Annotated in this window: 17 protein-coding genes; 14 read left to right on the top strand and 3 right to left on the bottom strand. The window is 61.2% G+C overall.

Annotation, left to right across the window (positions count from 1 at the left end):
• Positions 1-57 precede the first annotated feature (57 nt).
• The 12 genes from GTP45_RS22030 (at position 58) to GTP45_RS21975 (ending at position 12,679) form a co-directional block, all read left to right on the top strand.
• On the top strand, positions 58-978 hold the full coding sequence (locus GTP45_RS22030) for a DUF808 domain-containing protein (protein ID WP_161015983.1): 921 nt from the start codon (positions 58-60) through the stop codon (positions 976-978).
• Between the two features lie 145 nt (positions 979-1,123).
• Positions 1,124-2,767 (top strand): methyl-accepting chemotaxis protein, encoded by a 1,644-nt coding sequence (locus GTP45_RS22025; RefSeq protein ID WP_161015982.1) that lies wholly within the window; start codon positions 1,124-1,126, stop codon positions 2,765-2,767.
• A gap of 6 nt (positions 2,768-2,773) precedes the next feature.
• Positions 2,774-4,171: an oxygen-independent coproporphyrinogen III oxidase gene (hemN, locus tag GTP45_RS22020; RefSeq protein ID WP_161015981.1), complete on the top strand. Its 1,398-nt coding sequence runs from the start codon at positions 2,774-2,776 to the stop codon at positions 4,169-4,171.
• A 7-nt stretch (positions 4,172-4,178) separates the two neighbouring features.
• Entirely contained in the window at positions 4,179-4,943 is a 765-nt protein-coding gene (locus tag GTP45_RS22015) for a sulfite exporter TauE/SafE family protein (protein WP_161015980.1), read from the top strand.
• Complete coding sequence (locus GTP45_RS22010) at positions 4,922-7,369, top strand: heavy metal translocating P-type ATPase (protein WP_161015979.1); 2,448 nt, start codon at positions 4,922-4,924, stop codon at positions 7,367-7,369. The genes GTP45_RS22015 and GTP45_RS22010 overlap by 22 nt, the downstream gene beginning before the upstream one ends.
• Positions 7,369-7,530, top strand: a complete 162-nt coding sequence (ccoS, locus tag GTP45_RS22005; protein ID WP_161016179.1) for a cbb3-type cytochrome oxidase assembly protein CcoS — start codon at positions 7,369-7,371, stop codon at positions 7,528-7,530. Before GTP45_RS22010 ends, ccoS begins: the two co-directional genes overlap by 1 nt.
• A gap of 91 nt (positions 7,531-7,621) precedes the next feature.
• The gene (gene ccoN, locus GTP45_RS22000; RefSeq protein ID WP_161015978.1) at positions 7,622-9,043 is read left to right on the top strand and encodes a cytochrome-c oxidase, cbb3-type subunit I; all 1,422 of its coding nucleotides are present in this window, start codon (positions 7,622-7,624) and stop codon (positions 9,041-9,043) included.
• Positions 9,044-9,055: 12 nt separating this feature from the next.
• A complete protein-coding gene (gene ccoO, locus GTP45_RS21995) occupies positions 9,056-9,670 on the top strand; it encodes a cytochrome-c oxidase, cbb3-type subunit II (protein WP_161015977.1) in 615 nt (204 codons plus the stop codon).
• Between the two features lies 1 nt (position 9,671).
• A complete protein-coding gene (locus GTP45_RS21990) occupies positions 9,672-9,839 on the top strand; it encodes a cbb3-type cytochrome oxidase subunit 3 (protein ID WP_161015976.1) in 168 nt (55 codons plus the stop codon).
• Positions 9,832-10,788: a cytochrome-c oxidase, cbb3-type subunit III gene (gene ccoP, locus GTP45_RS21985; RefSeq protein ID WP_161015975.1), complete on the top strand. Its 957-nt coding sequence runs from the start codon at positions 9,832-9,834 to the stop codon at positions 10,786-10,788. Before GTP45_RS21990 ends, ccoP begins: the two co-directional genes overlap by 8 nt.
• On the top strand, positions 10,785-12,170 hold the full coding sequence (ccoG, locus tag GTP45_RS21980; protein WP_161015974.1) for a cytochrome c oxidase accessory protein CcoG: 1,386 nt from the start codon (positions 10,785-10,787) through the stop codon (positions 12,168-12,170). The genes ccoP and ccoG overlap by 4 nt, the downstream gene beginning before the upstream one ends.
• Positions 12,171-12,181: 11 nt before the next feature.
• Positions 12,182-12,679: a FixH family protein gene (locus GTP45_RS21975; protein WP_161015973.1), complete on the top strand. Its 498-nt coding sequence runs from the start codon at positions 12,182-12,184 to the stop codon at positions 12,677-12,679.
• 171 nt (positions 12,680-12,850) lie between these two features.
• Here GTP45_RS21975 and fnr read toward each other — a convergent pair whose 3' ends face one another.
• From fnr to GTP45_RS21960, 3 genes are read right to left on the bottom strand one after another with little or no spacing between them, the layout of a single operon-like run.
• Positions 12,851-13,609, bottom strand: coding sequence for a fumarate/nitrate reduction transcriptional regulator Fnr (gene fnr, locus GTP45_RS21970; RefSeq protein WP_161015972.1), 759 nt, complete (start codon positions 13,607-13,609; stop codon positions 12,851-12,853).
• Between the two features lie 46 nt (positions 13,610-13,655).
• Positions 13,656-14,174 (bottom strand): RNA polymerase sigma factor, encoded by a 519-nt coding sequence (locus GTP45_RS21965; RefSeq protein ID WP_161015971.1) that lies wholly within the window; start codon positions 14,172-14,174, stop codon positions 13,656-13,658.
• Positions 14,171-14,392, bottom strand: coding sequence for a YgaP family membrane protein (locus GTP45_RS21960; protein WP_161015970.1), 222 nt, complete (start codon positions 14,390-14,392; stop codon positions 14,171-14,173). The genes GTP45_RS21965 and GTP45_RS21960 overlap by 4 nt, the downstream gene beginning before the upstream one ends.
• A 103-nt stretch (positions 14,393-14,495) precedes the next feature.
• On the opposite strand from GTP45_RS21960, the gene GTP45_RS21955 reads away from it, so the two are divergent.
• Both GTP45_RS21955 and GTP45_RS21950 read left to right on the top strand, forming a co-directional pair.
• Positions 14,496-14,930, top strand: coding sequence for a MarR family winged helix-turn-helix transcriptional regulator (locus GTP45_RS21955; RefSeq protein ID WP_161015969.1), 435 nt, complete (start codon positions 14,496-14,498; stop codon positions 14,928-14,930).
• Positions 14,931-15,253: 323 nt separating this feature from the next.
• Positions 15,254-16,000 carry an alpha/beta fold hydrolase gene (locus tag GTP45_RS21950; RefSeq protein WP_161015968.1) on the top strand — a complete coding sequence of 249 codons (747 nt, stop codon included), beginning with the start codon at positions 15,254-15,256 and terminating at the stop codon, positions 15,998-16,000.
• The last annotated feature ends 47 nt before the right edge of the window (positions 16,001-16,047 follow it).

Below are 16,047 nucleotides of genomic sequence, written 5' to 3'. Positions count from 1 at the left end.
CTGCCTATCCCGCTTGGGTTAATATTGCTGATCAAACCACACACGGAGTTTCCCCAAATGGCCGGTTCCAGCCTGTTAGCCCTGATCGACGATATCGCCACCATCCTCGACGACGTCGCCGCGATGAGCAAAGTGGCGGCCAAGAAAACTGCCGGCGTGCTCGGCGACGACCTTGCGCTGAACGCCCAGCAAGTGGCCGGCGTGCGCGCCGAGCGCGAGTTGCCGGTGGTGTGGGCGGTGGGCGTCGGTTCGCTCAAAAATAAGGCCATCCTGGTGCCGGCGGCGCTGGCGATCAGCGCGTTTGCGCCGTGGGCGATTACGCCGCTGCTGATGATCGGCGGCCTGTATCTGTGCTTTGAGGGCTTCGAGAAAATCGCCCACAACCTGCTGCACAAGGAAGAGGGCGAGCACCACAAAAACGAACTGCACCAAGCGCTGGCCAACCCGGAAGTCGACCTGGTGGCGCTGGAAAAAGACAAAATCAAAGGCGCGATCCGCACCGACTTCATCCTCTCGGCCGAAATCATCGTGATCGCGCTGGGCACGGTGGCGGAGGCGGCGTTCAGCAAGCAGGTGACCGTGGTGGTCAGCATCGCGCTGGTGATGACGGTCGGCGTGTATGGCCTGGTGGCAGCCATCGTCAAGATGGACGACGCCGGCCTCTACCTGAGTCAGCGTGGCGGCGCCGCCGTGCGCGCGCTAGGCCGCATGCTGCTGACCGCCGCCCCCAAGCTGATGAAGCTGCTGGGCGTGGTCGGCACGGTCGCCATGTTCATGGTCGGCGGCGGCATCCTGACCCACGGCCTGCCGTTCGCGCACGACATCATCCACCACGCCGCCGAAGCCTCCGGCCCGATCCTTGGCGCCATCGTCCCAACCGTGCTGGACGCCGTCACCGGCGTCATCGCCGGCGCATTGGCGCTGGTGGTGGTCACCATCGGCAGCAAGATTGTCAGCTTGATTAAGAAGTCTGGCTAAGCGGACAAGCTTGCTTCTCCCGGAAGGGCCATACACCGGCCCAATCCGGGTAAATTTGATCTACATCAATAAAATCGGCGGGGTGACTACGTAAACTGGCTATATGTATTGCGATACAGCAATAAAACCAGCCGGAGTACGACCCATGCGCAACAATCAACCTGTCACCAACCGCGAAGTAGAAGTCCTCGACGATCAAGCCATCGTTTCGAAAACTGATCTGGACGGCAATATCACGTATGTGAATCCGTATTTCACGGAGATCAGTGGTTTCAGCGAACAAGAGTTGCTCGGCGCTCCGCAAAACATCCTGCGCCACCCGGATATGCCGGCCGAAGCGTTTGCCGACCTGTGGGCCTCGATCAAGTCCGGCACGCCGTGGACTGGCATCGTCAAGAACCGCTGCAAAAACGGCGACTACTACTGGGTGCGCGCCAACATCACCCCGATCCGCGAAAACGGCCGCACCATCGGCTATATGTCGGTGCGCACGCGCCCGGAGCGCCAGCAAGTGGCCAAGGCTGAACAGGTTTACCGCACCATCCGCACCGAGGCCAATCACGGCATCCGCATCAAGAACGGCCAAGTGATCGAACCCGGCGTCGGCTCGCTGCTGTCGCGCTTAAGCCACGTGTCGCTCGGCATGCGCATCTGGCTGGCCACCAGCACCGTCAACGTGCTGCAAGTGATTGTCTGCGGCGCGGCCCTGCTGAACGGCACCAGCGCGAATAACTACGGCATCTTTGCCGCCACCTTTGTCGGCCTGCTGATCAACGTCTTCCTGTGGTACACGCTGCGCGTCTCGGTGCTGCAACCGCTGGATCGCGCACTGCAAGGCGCGCGCGCCATCGCGGCCGGCGACCTGTCGTCGTCGTTCGATACCGAGGCCACCGACGAAGTGGGCCAGCTGCTGCGCGCCCTCCAGCAAATGAACAGCAACTTGATCGCCACCATCCGCGATGTGCGCGTCAACGTGGAGACCATGGCTGTCGCCACCCGCCAGATCGCTGCTGGTAACGCAGACCTGTCCGGCCGCACCGAGGCGCAAGCGGCCAGCCTGGAAGAAACCGCATCGAGCGTCGAGCAGTTCTCCTCGACCGTCAAGCAAAACGCCGACAACTCCGAGCAAGCCAACAAGCTGGCGCAAAGCGCGTCCGAGGTGGCAGTGCAGGGCGGCGTCATTGTGGCCGACGTCATCGCTACCATGGACGAGATCAACAACTCCTCGCGCAAGATTGTGGACATCATTGGCCTAATCGAAGGCATCGCCTTCCAGACCAATATCCTCGCGCTGAACGCCGCAGTAGAAGCAGCACGCGCCGGTGAACAAGGCCGCGGCTTCGCCGTGGTGGCAGGTGAAGTACGCAACCTCGCCCAGCGCAGCGCTACCGCCGCCAAGGACATCAAGAACCTGATCGACGTCTCGGTCGGCAAAGTCAGCGCCGGCATGGTGCAAGTGGATCGCGCCGGCGCCACCATGAAGGAAGTGGTGGCCTCGGTACAGCAAGTGACCGCCATCATGAAAGAAATCTCGGTGGCTTCGCACGAACAAAGCATCGGCGTGGATCAAGTGAATTCGGCCATCGCCCACATGGATCAGGTGACGCAGCAAAACGCCGCGCTGGTGGAAGAAGCGGCAGCAGCCACCGCCAGCCTGGCCATCGAAGCGGGCGGTCTGACGCAAGCTGTGAGCTTGTTCAAATTCGGCCCACCGCGCACCTCCCGCGCTAATCGTACTAACCGTGCCAGTGGTGCAGCCACACAGAATGTGAAACGTCTCGCCGCCTAAAACATCATGAACACGCCCTTCCCACCCGTTGAATTTGATGCCGGGATTATCGGCAAACTCAGTCAGTCGGGACCACGCTATACCTCCTATCCCACTGCGGATCGCTTCCAGGAAGACTTTGGCTACGGCCAGTTCCTGGAGGCGGTGGCCGGCCTGCGCATGCGTCGCAGTCGCCGGCCCTTATCGCTTTACATACATATTCCGTTCTGCGACACGGTCTGCTACTACTGCGGCTGCAACAAGATCGTCACCAAGGATCACAGCAAGGCCGCCGTCTATCTCGGCTACCTGAAGCAGGAGATCGATATGCAAGGCCGCCTGTTCGACGGCATGGGCCAGATCGAGCAGCTGCACTTTGGCGGCGGCACGCCGACCTATTTGAGCGATAAGCAGATGGGCGACCTGATGACGCATCTGCACGCGAACTTCGATTTCGCCTCCGATGCGCAAGGCGAGTATTCGATTGAGATCGATCCGCGCACGGTGAGCGTGGAACGCGTGCATAGCTTGCGCGCGCAGGGTTTCAACCGCATCAGCCTTGGCGTGCAGGATTTCGATCCTGAAGTGCAGAAGGCCGTCAATCGTATCCAGCCGGAAGCCGAGACGCGCGCGGTGATGGATGCGGCGCGTGCTGCCGGCTTCCGTTCGATCAGCATCGATTTGATTTACGGCCTGCCCAAGCAGACCATGGCCAGCATGATGCAGACGCTGGACAAGGTGATCGACGCGAATCCAGACCGGATTGCGCTGTACAACTACGCGCACCTGCCGCACATCTTCAAACCACAACGCCGGATCTCGGAGGCGGATATGCCGTCGCCTGCGGTGAAGCTGGAATTGCTGGCAATGTGCATTCAGCGCTTGTGCGACGCGGGCTACATCTACATCGGCATGGATCATTTCGCGAAGCCGGACGACGAGCTGGCGGTGGCCCAGCGGCAGGGCCGTCTGCAGCGCAACTTCCAAGGCTATTCCACGCGCGCGGAGTCGGAGTTGATTTCGTGCGGCGTGTCAGCCATCAGCGCGGTAGGTGCGACTTACAGCCAGAACGAGAAGACGCTGGACGCTTATTACGACAAGCTGGAACACGGCGTGCTGCCGGTCACGCGCGGCATCAAGCTCGATAACGATGATTTGCTGCGCCGGATTGTGATTCAAAAATTGATGTGCAATTTTGAGTTGTCGATGTCGTCGATTGAGCAGGGCTTTCCGGTCAAGTTCCGCCAGTACTTTGCGACCGAACTGGCAAAGCTAAAAGCGTTTGAAGAAGACGGGTTGCTGACGATTGATGATGAGTGGATTTCGGTCACGCCGAAAGGCCGACTGTTGATCCGCAATATCTGCATGGTATTCGACCGCTATCTCGGCACGCCGCAACCACTGCGTTATTCGAAAACGATTTGAGGATGCCATGAACGGCGCGCAGCTACTGCCAGTGTTTGTGGTCGGCCTGGCCGGCAGCATTCATTGTGCGGGCATGTGCGGCGGGATCGTGACCGCTATCGCCGTCGCTCCGGCGCACGCCGGAGTCCATAGAACGCCGGTGCGCATACTCAGCATGGATTCCGGCGTTCGCCGGAATGACGTGGGGTACGTGGTGGCTTATAACGCCGGCCGCATTAGCAGTTACATGATGGCGGGCGCACTGGCAGGCGGTCTCGCTGGCGGTGCGCGCAGCATGGCGACATTGGCCGGCATGCAGCTTAATTTCTACTGGCTCGCCAACGCCATGCTGATCGCCCTTGGCCTCTACCTGATGAACGCATGGCGCGGCCTCGCCGTGTTGGAACAAGGCGGCCGCGTAATATGGCGCCGCATCGCGCCCATCACCAAAACCTTCATGCCCGCTGACACGCCGCGCAAAGCCTTCACCCTCGGCGCGCTATGGGGCTGGCTCCCGTGCGGCATGGTCTACAGCGCCCTCACCACCGCCTTGCTCAGCGGCTCGGCCCTCAACGGCGCCGCCATGATGCTGGCCTTCGGCCTCGGCACCCTGCCGATGCTTATTAGCCTCGGCCTGCTGGGCGCGCACTTGCAGCAAGCAATGCGGCGCCGTTCCTTGCGCATCGCCTGCGGACTGCTGGTGCTGGGCTTTGGCGTGATCGGACTGGCCCGTGCGGCCGGCGGCGTCACGCCCGACTGGATGGATATGCTATGTCTCACACCACATCAATAAGCACCGCACCCGCGATCTGCTACCACTGCGGCCAGCCTTTGCCAGGCGACGCCGCATGGACAGTCTTGATCGAGCACGTTGAACACACCATGTGCTGCCCCGGCTGCGCCGCCGTCGCGCAAACCATCGTCGATCTCGGACAGGAAACCTACTACCGCGAGCGCACTGCCTATGCCGCCAGCGCCGACGGCGCACAGCAACTGCCGCCGGAACTGCAACTGTACGACAACGCCGATCCGCGCTTCGCTCTCGATGAAGACAGCCGCGAATCCACCTTCACGGTAGAAGGCATCCGCTGCGCCGCCTGCGTGTGGCTGATCGAGCAGCGCTTGATGCGCTTGCCCGGCGTGGAGAGCGCGCAGCTCAACGTCGCCACCGAAAAACTCTACGTGCGCTGGCGCAGCGACGCCTGCAAGCCGGGCGACATACTCGGCGCGCTGCACACCATCGGCTACACCGCCTATCCGTATGACGCTGGCCGCCACGCCAACCAGCAGCGCCGCGCCGCCAAGTCATTGGGCCGCCAGCTGTTCGTGGCCGGTCTGTCGATGATGCAGGTGATGATGTACGTCGCTCCCGCCTACCTCGCGGAAGACGGCACGCTGGACGACAGCATGGCCTCCTTGATGCGCTGGGCAAGCTTGCTCTTAACGCTGCCTGCCATCTGCTATTCAGCGTTGCCGTTCTGGCGCGGCGCGTGGGCCAGCTTACGTGCAAAGGCGCTCGGCATGGATGTGCCGGTGGCACTCGGTATCGCCGCCGCTTTTGGCGCGAGCGTAATTGCCACCATCAGCGGCAAGGGCGATACCTGGTATGACTCGGTCACCATGTTCATCTTCCTGCTGCTGTGCAGCCGCTATCTCGAACTGCGCGCGCGCCAAAAAGCCGGTGCCGCGCTGGAGCGCTTACAGCACGCGCTGCCCGCATCAGCCGCGCTGCTGGAAAATTATCCGGCCAGCCGCGCCGCCACCATCGTGCGCGCTGCCGCACTGGCTGTGGATAACGTCATAGTTATCAAGCCCGGTGAAGCGGTAGCCGCCGATAGCATCATCATCGAAGGCCGTACTTCGCTCGACTTGTCGCTACTCAGCGGCGAAAGCGCGCCACAGGCGAAAAATGTAGGCGACTCTATTCCCGGCGGCGCAATCAACGCCGGTAGCGTGATCCTCGCCCGCGTCACCAGGCGGGCGCAGGACAGCACCTTGTCCGACTTGATTAAGCTGATCCACCGCGCCGGCGGGGAGAAGCCGCGCATCTCGCAATGGGCCGACCGCGTGGCCGCTTGGTTCGTGGCCGGGCTGCTGCTGTTTGCGCTGGCCACCTTCGGCTTCTGGTTCATGCTGGACGGTGACGCTACGCGCGCGTGGCCAATTGCGATTGCGGTGCTGGTAGTATCCTGCCCATGCGCGCTTTCTCTGGCGACGCCGACCGCGCTGGCCGCCGCCACCGCCCGCCTGCTGCGGCAAGGCGTGCTAATCACCGGCCCGCAAACACTTGAAACGCTGCACCGCGCCACCCACATCGTGCTCGATAAAACCGGCACGCTGACGTGGGGCCGGCCGGTGCTGCAAAAGACCCTGGCACTAGGCTCGATGCGTCCTGACTTCTGCCTGCAAATCGCTGCCGCGCTGGAAGCGGGCAGCGCGCATCCGCTGGCGCGCGCCATCATCAACGCCGCCGACGAAGGATGGCGGCAGAACTGGCACGCCACTACGCTAATCGAAACACCGGGCAGCGGCCTGGAAGGCGTGGTGCACAACCGCCGCTACCGCTTGGGCAGCCTGCAATTCGTGGCCGGCATCAGCGGCTTGCCGCCAGAGCGCGAAGTGGCCGATGGCGTCACGCCGGTCTATCTCGGCGTGGAAGGCCAGTGGCTAGCCTGCTTCCACCTGCATGACGGCCTGCGCCCCGACGCGCAAGATACGGTCGATTACTTCCGCCAGCGCGGCAAAACCATGGTGCTGGTCAGCGGTGACGATGACATGTTGGCACGCCGCGTCGGCGATCAACTCGGCATCGACACCACGGTGGGCGGCTACCTGCCTGCCGATAAACTCAATTTCGTCCAGCAGCTGCAACGGCGCGGCTGCGTGGTGGCGATGATCGGCGACGGCATCAACGACGCTGCCGTGATGGGCGCTGCCGATGTGTCCTTCGCCATGGGCGGTGGCGCAGCGCTGGCGCAAGCGCATGCCGATGCGGTGTTGTTCAACGGCCGCCTCAGCGCCGTTGCCGACAGCGCGCGCACAGCAGAGCGCACCATGCAAATCATCCGCCAAAACCTGTGCTGGGCCACCCTGTACAACGTGGTGGCGATACCGGCCGCTGCTTTCGGCTTGCTCAATCCATGGCTGTCCGGCGTCGGCATGGCGCTCAGTTCCGCCGTGGTGGTGCTCAACGCGCTACGCCTAAGACGAGGCCCATGATGGAAGCACTTTTTTTGCTGATTCCGCTCAGTGTGGCGCTGGTGTTTGCCGCGCTGTGGATATTCTTCCGTGCCTCCGACGACGGCCAGTTCGATGACCTGGTCGGCCCCGCCTACCGCATCTTGAAAGACGACGACCTCCCTCCAATGGATCAGAAGTGATCTGGAAAGTTTTGATCCACATCAAAGAATTTTAAGGTGCTCCTAAGTAACCTTTGACCTACATCATCAAAGTGTTCTGGGGAGAACTCAATTGGATCAACACTACAACTACAAGGTCGTCAAACAGTTCGCTGTGGCGACGGTAGTCTGGGGCGTCATCGGCATGCTGGTGGGCGTGATTATCGCCGCCCAGCTGGCGTGGCCGGCGCTCAATCTCGACATACCGTGGCTGACGTACGGCCGCCTGCGCCCGCTGCACACCAACGCGGTGATTTTCGCGTTCGGCATTTGCGGCCTGTTTGCCACCTCCTACTACGTGGTGCAGCGCACCTGCCAGGTGCGGCTGTTCTCGGACAAGCTGGCCGCCTTCACTTTCTGGGGCTGGCAAGCGGTAATCCTGAGCGCGGTGGTCACGCTGCCGATGGGCCTCACGCGCGGCAAGGAATACGCCGAGCTGGAATGGCCGATTTCGATACTCATCGCCGTGGTGTGGATCGCCTACGCGGTGGTGTTCTTCGGCACCATCATCAAGCGCCGCGTGAAGCACATCTACGTGGCCAACTGGTTCTTCGCCGCCTACATCATTGCCGTGACGATTCTGCACGTGGTTAACGGCATGAGCATGCCGGCCTCCGCATTTAAATCGTACTCGGTGTACGCGGGCGTGCAGGACGCGATGATTCAATGGTGGTACGGCCACAATGCGGTCGGCTTCATCCTCACCGCCGGCTACCTTGGCATGGTGTACTACTTCATTCCCAAGCAAGCGGAACGTCCGGTGTACTCATATCGTCTGTCGATCGTGCACTTCTGGGCGCTGATCTTCACCTACATGTGGGCCGGCCCGCACCACCTGCACTACACCGCACTGCCGGACTGGACGCAATCGATCGGCATGGTGTTCTCGCTGGTGCTGCTGGCGCCAAGCTGGGGCGGCATGATCAACGGCATGATGACCTTGTCGGGCGCATGGCACAAGCTGCGCACCGATCCGATCTTGAAATTCATGATCGTCTCGCTGTCGTTCTACGGCATCGCCACCTTTGAAGGCCCGATGATGTCGATCAAGACCATCAACGCGCTGTCGCACTACACCGACTGGACGATCGCCCACGTGCACGGCGGTGCGCTGGGCTGGGTTGGCTTCATCACCATGGGCTCGATCTACTACCTGCTGCCGCGCCTGGCCGGTGAACAGAAGATGTACAGCACCCGTTTGATCGACCTGCACTTCTGGGTTGCCACCATCGGCATCGTCTTGTACATCGCCGCGATGTGGATTGCCGGCGTGATGCAAGGCCTGATGTGGCGCGCGGTGAATCCCGACGGCACGCTGACCTACACCTTTGCGGAAAGCGTGAAAGCCACCTACCCGTACTACGTGGTGCGCTTCACCGGCGGCTTCCTGTACCTGAGCGGCATGTGCGTGATGGCCTACAACACGTGGATGACCTTGCGTAACCGCGACACCGCTGTCGCCCGCATCCCGGCGGTGAACGCCGCCCATGCTTGAACCGGAGCTCGTATGAAATTTTCACATGAATGGATCGAAAAAAATCCGTGGCTGCTGATCGCGCTGGTGACGCTGGTGGTCAGCGTCGGCGGTGCGGTGGAGATTGCGCCACTGTTCTTCCAAAAGTCGACCACCGAGCCGATCGCCGGACTGAAGCCGTACTCGCCGCTGCGCCTGGTTGGCCGCGATATCTACATCCGCGAAGGCTGCTACAACTGCCACTCGCAAATGATCCGGCCGTTCCGCGCCGAGACTGAGCGCTACGGCCACTACTCGGTGGCGGGTGAGTTCGTCTACGACCACCCGTTCCAGTGGGGTTCCAAGCGCACCGGCCCGGATCTCGCGCGCGTGGGCGGCCGCTACAGCGATGAGTGGCACCGCACGCACTTGAACAATCCACGCGACGTGGTGCCGGAATCGAATATGCCGAACTATCCGTGGCTGGCCAAGACCACGCTGGTGCCCGCCGAGGTGGTGCCGAAGATGAAAGCGCTGCGCGTGACCGGTGTGCCTTACACCGACGCCGAGATCGCCGCCGCGCCGGAGGAACTCAAGGATAAAACCGAAGAAGACGCCCTCGTCGCTTACCTGCAAGGCCTGGGCACCCTGATTAAAACGAGGAACTGAGATGGCTATCGAAACTGTGTTTGACAGCGCCAGCAGCGTGATGACCGTGATCTCGTTCATCACCTTCGCCGGCATCCTGTGGTGGGCTTACGTGCGCCATAAGGAAGCCGATTTCGCCGTGGCAGCCGCGCTGCCATTCGCGGACGACGAGGAGAAGCGCCATGGCTGATTTCACCAACGGTTTTTGGGACTGGTACATCGTCGTTTTGACCTTGCTGGGCGTGTTCGGCTGCGGTGTGCTGCTGTACTCGCAATCGAAGGTCAAGCTGGCCAAGACCGCCGACGGCAAGACCGGCACCACCGGCCACGTCTGGGATGAAGACCTCACCGAACTGAATACGCCGATGCCGCGCTGGTGGATGTGGCTGTTCTACCTGACCATCGTGTTCGGCCTCGCTTACTTCTTCCTGTATCCAGGCCTGGGCACTTACGCAGGCAAGCTCGGCTGGACTTCAAACACCGAGTACAAGGGCGAGCTGAAAAAGGCCGATAGCGAATTCGGCCCGCTGTTTGCCCAGTACCAGAAGCAGGATTTGAAAGCAGTGGCGTCCAATCCGCAAGCACGCGCCATCGGCGAACGTTTGTTCCTGACCTACTGCGCGCAATGCCACGGTTCGGACGCGCGCGGCAACAAGGGCTTCCCTAACCTGACCGACAAGGATTGGCTGTTCGGCGGCGCGCCGGAAACCATCAAGGAAACCATCTTGCACGGCCGCGTAGGCGCGATGCCGCCAATGGGTGCTGCGCTCGGAGACGATAAAGCCGTGGAGAGCGTTGCGCACTACGTGCTGAGCTTGTCCGAGTCGACCCACGATCCGATCAAGGCGGTGTTCGGCAAGAGCAAGTTCGGTGCTTGCATGGCCTGCCACGGCGCCGATGCGAAAGGTAATCAAGCTATGGGCGCACCTAACCTGACCGACAAGATCTGGCTGTTCGGCGGCAGCGCCGAGACCATCATGGAAACCATCCGCAAGGGCCGTACCGCCACCATGCCGGCATTCGAGGATTTCCTCGGCGACGCCAAGGTACACGTGCTGGCCGCCTACGTGTGGAGCTTGTCGAACGACGTGAATGTGCCACCACCGGCCCCCGTTTCTGAACCGGCCGCTGCAAAATGAACGCCCCGCAGCCACAAGTCATCAAGATGTACGCCGCGCGCGAGGAGATTTATCCTCGCGAGACAGATGGCCGCTACGCGCGCCTGCGCTGGCTGTTCGTCTGGCTGACGCAGCTGGCGTTCTACTGCACGCCTTGGTTGCAGTGGAACGGCCGGCAAGCGCTGCTGTTCGATCTGGGTGCGCGCAAGTTCTACATCTTTGGACTGGTGCTGTGGCCGCAGGACTTTATCTACCTCGCGGCGCTGCTGATTATCAGCGCCTACTTGCTGTTCCTGGCGACGGCGGTGGCGGGGCGCGTGTGGTGCGGTTTCGCTTGTCCGCAAACGGTGTACACCGAAATCTTCCTGTGGATAGAACGCCAGATTGAAGGCAAGCGCAGCGCGCGCATTGCGTTGGATCGGCAGCCGCCGTCGCTGCGAAAATTCAGCAAGAAGACTGCCAAGCATTTGGCGTGGGGCGCGGTGGCGTTGTGGACTGGCTTTACCTTCGTCGGCTACTTCACGCCGATTACGCAGTTGATGGGCGAAGTGGCGACGCTCAACTTCGGCCCGTGGGAATGGTTCTGGGTGGTGTTCTACAGCTTTGCCACGTACGGCAACGCCGGCTGGATGCGCGAGCAAGTGTGCAAGTACATGTGTCCGTATGCGCGCTTCCAGAGCTCGATGTTTGACCGCGATACGCTGATCATCACCTACGACGCCAAGCGCGGCGAACCGCGTGGTCCGCTGTCCAAGAACGCGCATGGCAATGGCGGTTCATGCATCGATTGCTCGCTGTGCGTGCAGGTGTGCCCGACCGGCATCGATATTCGCCATGGCCTGCAATACGAGTGCATCGGCTGTGCTGCTTGTGTGGATGCTTGCAACGGCGTGATGGACAAAACAGGTCAAGCGCGCGGCTTGATCCGCTACAGCACTGAACGCGCGATGGAAGATCATTTAACGCCGACCGAGATCCGCTTGCGCGCCTTCCGCCCGCGCGTGAAGATTTACACCGCCGTGCTGGGCTTGATCGTGCTGGCGACCTGCACCGCGCTATTCCTGCGCACGCCGCTCAAGCTGGACGTGATCCGCGACCGTGGCTCGATGGGGCGCGAGGTGGAGGACGGCATGATCGAAAACGTCTACCGCTTGCAGATCATGAACACGTCCGAGAAGGCGCACCTGTACAAGATTGAAGTCAGTGGCATCGACACGGTGGCGCAAGTGACTGCCGACCACGTCATGGTTGGCGCGACCGAAACCCGCAGCTATCCGATCCGTCTGCGCACAGCGCACGGCGCCGGCCATCCCGGCTCGAACAAGATTGAAGTGACACTGAGCGCAGCCGACGATCCGTCGCTGCACGTGAAAGAATCCGCGGTCTTCATTGTGCCGCGCTAAGGAGTGTTTTCATGAGTACACTGACTTTTCCGGTTACGCCGTGGTGGAAGCAACGCTGGCCGTGGCTGTTGATGGCCGGGCCGGCGCTGGTGGCGGTGGCCAGCATTTACACCGGCTATTTGGCGGTCTCCGCACCGGACGCGCTGGTGGTTGGCGATTACTACAAGCAGGGCAAGGCTATCAACCAAGACTTGCGGCGCGATCACGTAGCGGCCCAGTTGGGCTTGTCGGTGGCTCTCGGCTACGACGCAGTCACCGGTACTTTAAGCGGGCGTATCAACCGCAAGGATAGCGGCACGCTGCTGCTGCATCTCTCGCATGCGACGCTGCCGGAGAAGGATATCAAGCTGGTGCTGGTGCCCGATGAGAACGGGACGTTCAGCGCCAGCTTGCCGCTGCTGGAACGCAGCCGCTGGATCGTGCTGGTGGAAGGGCCGAAGCGCGAGTGGCGCTTGGCCGGATCATGGAGCTGGCCGGCGCAGCGCGGCGTTGCGCTGCTGCCTGATTGAGATGGGGTTGACGTTGCATGCCGCTTTAAAAGTCTGCGGCACCAACCCAACCCGCACACCGCTGCGGCCAGGGTCAGACCCCGTACGGGGTCTGACCCTTTCGTTCGGGGTACTTTTTAGGATAGCAATGAGGTGCCAAAGGCTACTCATCTTCCGTACCCCGTCGATGGATTAGCCGCAGGTTTCGGTACCTGCCGTAATCGCCTTCAGCATACGCGGATCGAGCAGCTCGATCTCGCGGTTGCTGACGCGTACCAAGCCTTCTTTCTTAAACTTGGACAGCAAGCGGCTGATACTCTCAATAGTCAAGCCGAGGTAGTTGCCGATTTCCTCGCGCGACATGCGCAGCTGGAAGGTGTTCGGCGAATAGCCGCGCGCCTCGTAGCGCGACGACAGGTTGACCAGGAACGCGGCAAAGCGCTGGGTCGCCTGCATATTCCCCAGCAACAGCATCACGCTTTGCTCGCGCGTGATTTCCTGGCTCATCATGCGGTGGAAGTGGCGCAGCAAGGTTGGCATTTCGGCCAGTAGCTGCTGCAGCGTGGCGAAAGGAATCTCGCACACTTCGCTGTCTTCCAGCGCGACGGCGGTGCAATGGTGCTCGTCGGCGCTGATGGCGTCCATGCCCAGCAGCTCGCCGGCCATCTGGAAGCCGGTGATTTGCTCCGCGCCTTCGCGGTTCACCTGGTAGGTTTTGAAATGGCCGAGACGAATCGCGTACAAATTCTGGAAAGTGTCGCCAATGCGGAACAGCGTCCCGCCGCGCGGCACCTTGCGGCGGCGGCCGATGATCTCGTCGAGCCGCTCCATGTCGTTGTTGTCCAACCCCATCGGCAGGCAAAGCTGGTGCATGCTGCACGAGGCACAGCTGGCCTTGAGGATCTCGATCGTCGCGCCGGGCAGTACCAGCGAAGGAAGTTCTCGTATCATGCGGCTAGTGTAGCCCATCAACCGCGATTGCGTGCCGATTCCGCAGTCATCCAATCAGGTATTCGCGCGCCATCTGCCTTGCGCGGTGCAAGCGGCTCTTCACGGCAGCCACGGATTCGCCGGTTTCCTCGGCGATTTCAGCAATCGACATCTCTGCAAAGTCCCGCAACAGTACGACTTTTAGATAGTCCGCAGGAAGGGATTCCAGCGCGCGGATCAGTTCGACGCGCAAGCCGGCCGTGTCCTGGCTGGCCAGCCATTGCTCGGCGCGTTCATCGTCCCACGGATCGTGGCCGAGGGCGGCGCGGCCGAGACGGTGGCACTCGCGCTTCACAACCTGGAACAGCCAACCGGAGAATGCCGCCAACATGCGCACTGACGACAGCCGGCGCGACAACACCAGCAGCGCTTCCTGCACCGCGTCGTCGACGTCGCCGATCAGGCAATTGCGCTGGGCGTAGCGGCGGATATCGGGCTGGCATAGCCGCAACAGCTGGGCCAGCGCCGCTGGGTCGCCGCTGTGGGCGGCGTTCAATACCGGTAAATGCTGTTCCGCCAGACTCATAGTTTTCCTTGTTTGGCCGCCTTATCGAGGCGACGGCCGACCATGGCGCACATCGGGCAAAAACCGAACAGGCCGGACGCCACGATACCAGCGGCCGACAACGCCACCACCGTACCCCAGATGCCGCCCAGCAGAGTGAAACCGGCGTAGATAGCGATCAGGCCCAGCACGATGCGCAGCGCGCGTTCCCAGGTTGGTACATTTTTAACGTAGAACATTTTGCTCTCCAAAGTGTGATCGAGGAAGTCCCTCGGCTACTAAGAGGCGGGGAAATCGCATTTGGATTCGCGCGCAGAAAAATATTTTGTTAGGCTAGCGGTCATGACCCTGCCCAAGCCACCCACACTGGATCAGCACTTGTGTTTTTTAATCTACAGCACCTCGCTGAAGATGACCCAAACCTACAAGCCGCTGCTGACCGCCCTCAACCTGACTTATCCACAATACCTGGTGATGGTGGTGCTGTGGGAGCAGGACGGACTGGGCCTGAAAGACGTGGCGCAGCGCCTGCAGCAGGATTCCGGTTCGGTCACGCCGGTGGTCAAGCGGCTGGAAGCGGAGGGCTATTTGATCCGTAGCCGCGACCCGCGCGACGAGCGCAACCGCGTCCTGACCTTGACCCCGGCCGGCCAGGCCCTGCGCGCCGCCGCCCTCAAGGTCAGCCAGGACTTCGCCGCCCAGTGCTCGATCGAGAACGAAGAAGTCGCCTCCCTGATGCGCAACCTGGGCAAACTCAACCAAAACCTCGGCCCTTGAATGGCGGGGTACCATAATGAGTCCTGGTGGGCCTTCAACTACTAGCTTGAAAAGCACCCCGAACGAAAGGGTCTGACCCCGTACGGGGTCAGACCCTGGCTGCAGCGGTGTGCGGGTTAGGGTGGTGCCGCGAACTTTTAAAGCAACATGCAGCGTCAACCCCGTCAAAAACAACAGACTCAAAAAAATTTTAAAATTAACTTGCGCACTAATTATTTGTGCACTATATTACGGTTCATGGACGCGGCTTAAACAAGGCGCGTTTTTTAAAGACAAACACTTAGCGCGCTAACTAATAGCGTGTAACCTTGAAAGGAATTACCATGAAACGCACTCTGATCGCTTCCGCTCTGCTGGCCGCCACCGCTTTCGCTCACGCTGCTGCTCCTGCTAACGACACCACCATCGTGCTGGTGCACGGCGCGTTTGCTGACGGCTCCAGCTGGGAAAAGGTGATTCCTCTGCTGCACGCTAAAGGCTACAAAGTGGTCGCCGTGCAGAACCCGCTGAGCTCGCTGGCTGACGACGTGACCGCTACCCAGCGCGTAGTTGACGCACAAACCGGCAAGGTCGTTCTGGTCGGCCACTCGTGGGGCGGCACCGTGATTACCCAAGCCGGCACCAGCGACAAGATCAAGGCGCTGGTCTACGTGGCAGCCTTCGCTCCGTCGGAAGGCGAAGCTACCGGCAACCTCGGCAAAGACTACGCTGTGCCACCTGGCATCGCTACCCTGCAAGTCGATGCTACCGGCTACGCCTGGCTGCCAGCTGACTCGGTCGCTAAAAACTTTGCGCAAGACGTATCGCCAGCGACCGCCTCGCTGATCTACGCCACCCAAGGCCCAATCGCACTCAAGGCTTTCGGCGAGACCACCACCGTGGCAGCATGGAAAAACAAACCGAGCTACTACATCGCTGCCAGCAAAGACCGTATGATCGCGCCGGAACTGCAACAAGCGTTTGCGAAGAAGATCAACGCCACCACCACCACGCTGGCAACCAGCCACGTGCCGATGGTATCGCAGCCGGCCAAGGTGGCTGAAGTGATCATCGCCGCAGCACAGCGTTAATACAGTTTCATGTAGCAAGCAAGCCAGCGCGCCTTGTGCACGCTGGC

This window comes from Duganella rivi, from assembly GCF_009857435.1.
Classification (GTDB): Bacteria; Pseudomonadota; Gammaproteobacteria; order Burkholderiales; family Burkholderiaceae_D; genus Rugamonas; species Rugamonas rivi.
The sequence above is the reverse complement of the archived record's forward strand: the minus strand, read 5'-3'. Positions and strand labels throughout refer to the sequence as shown.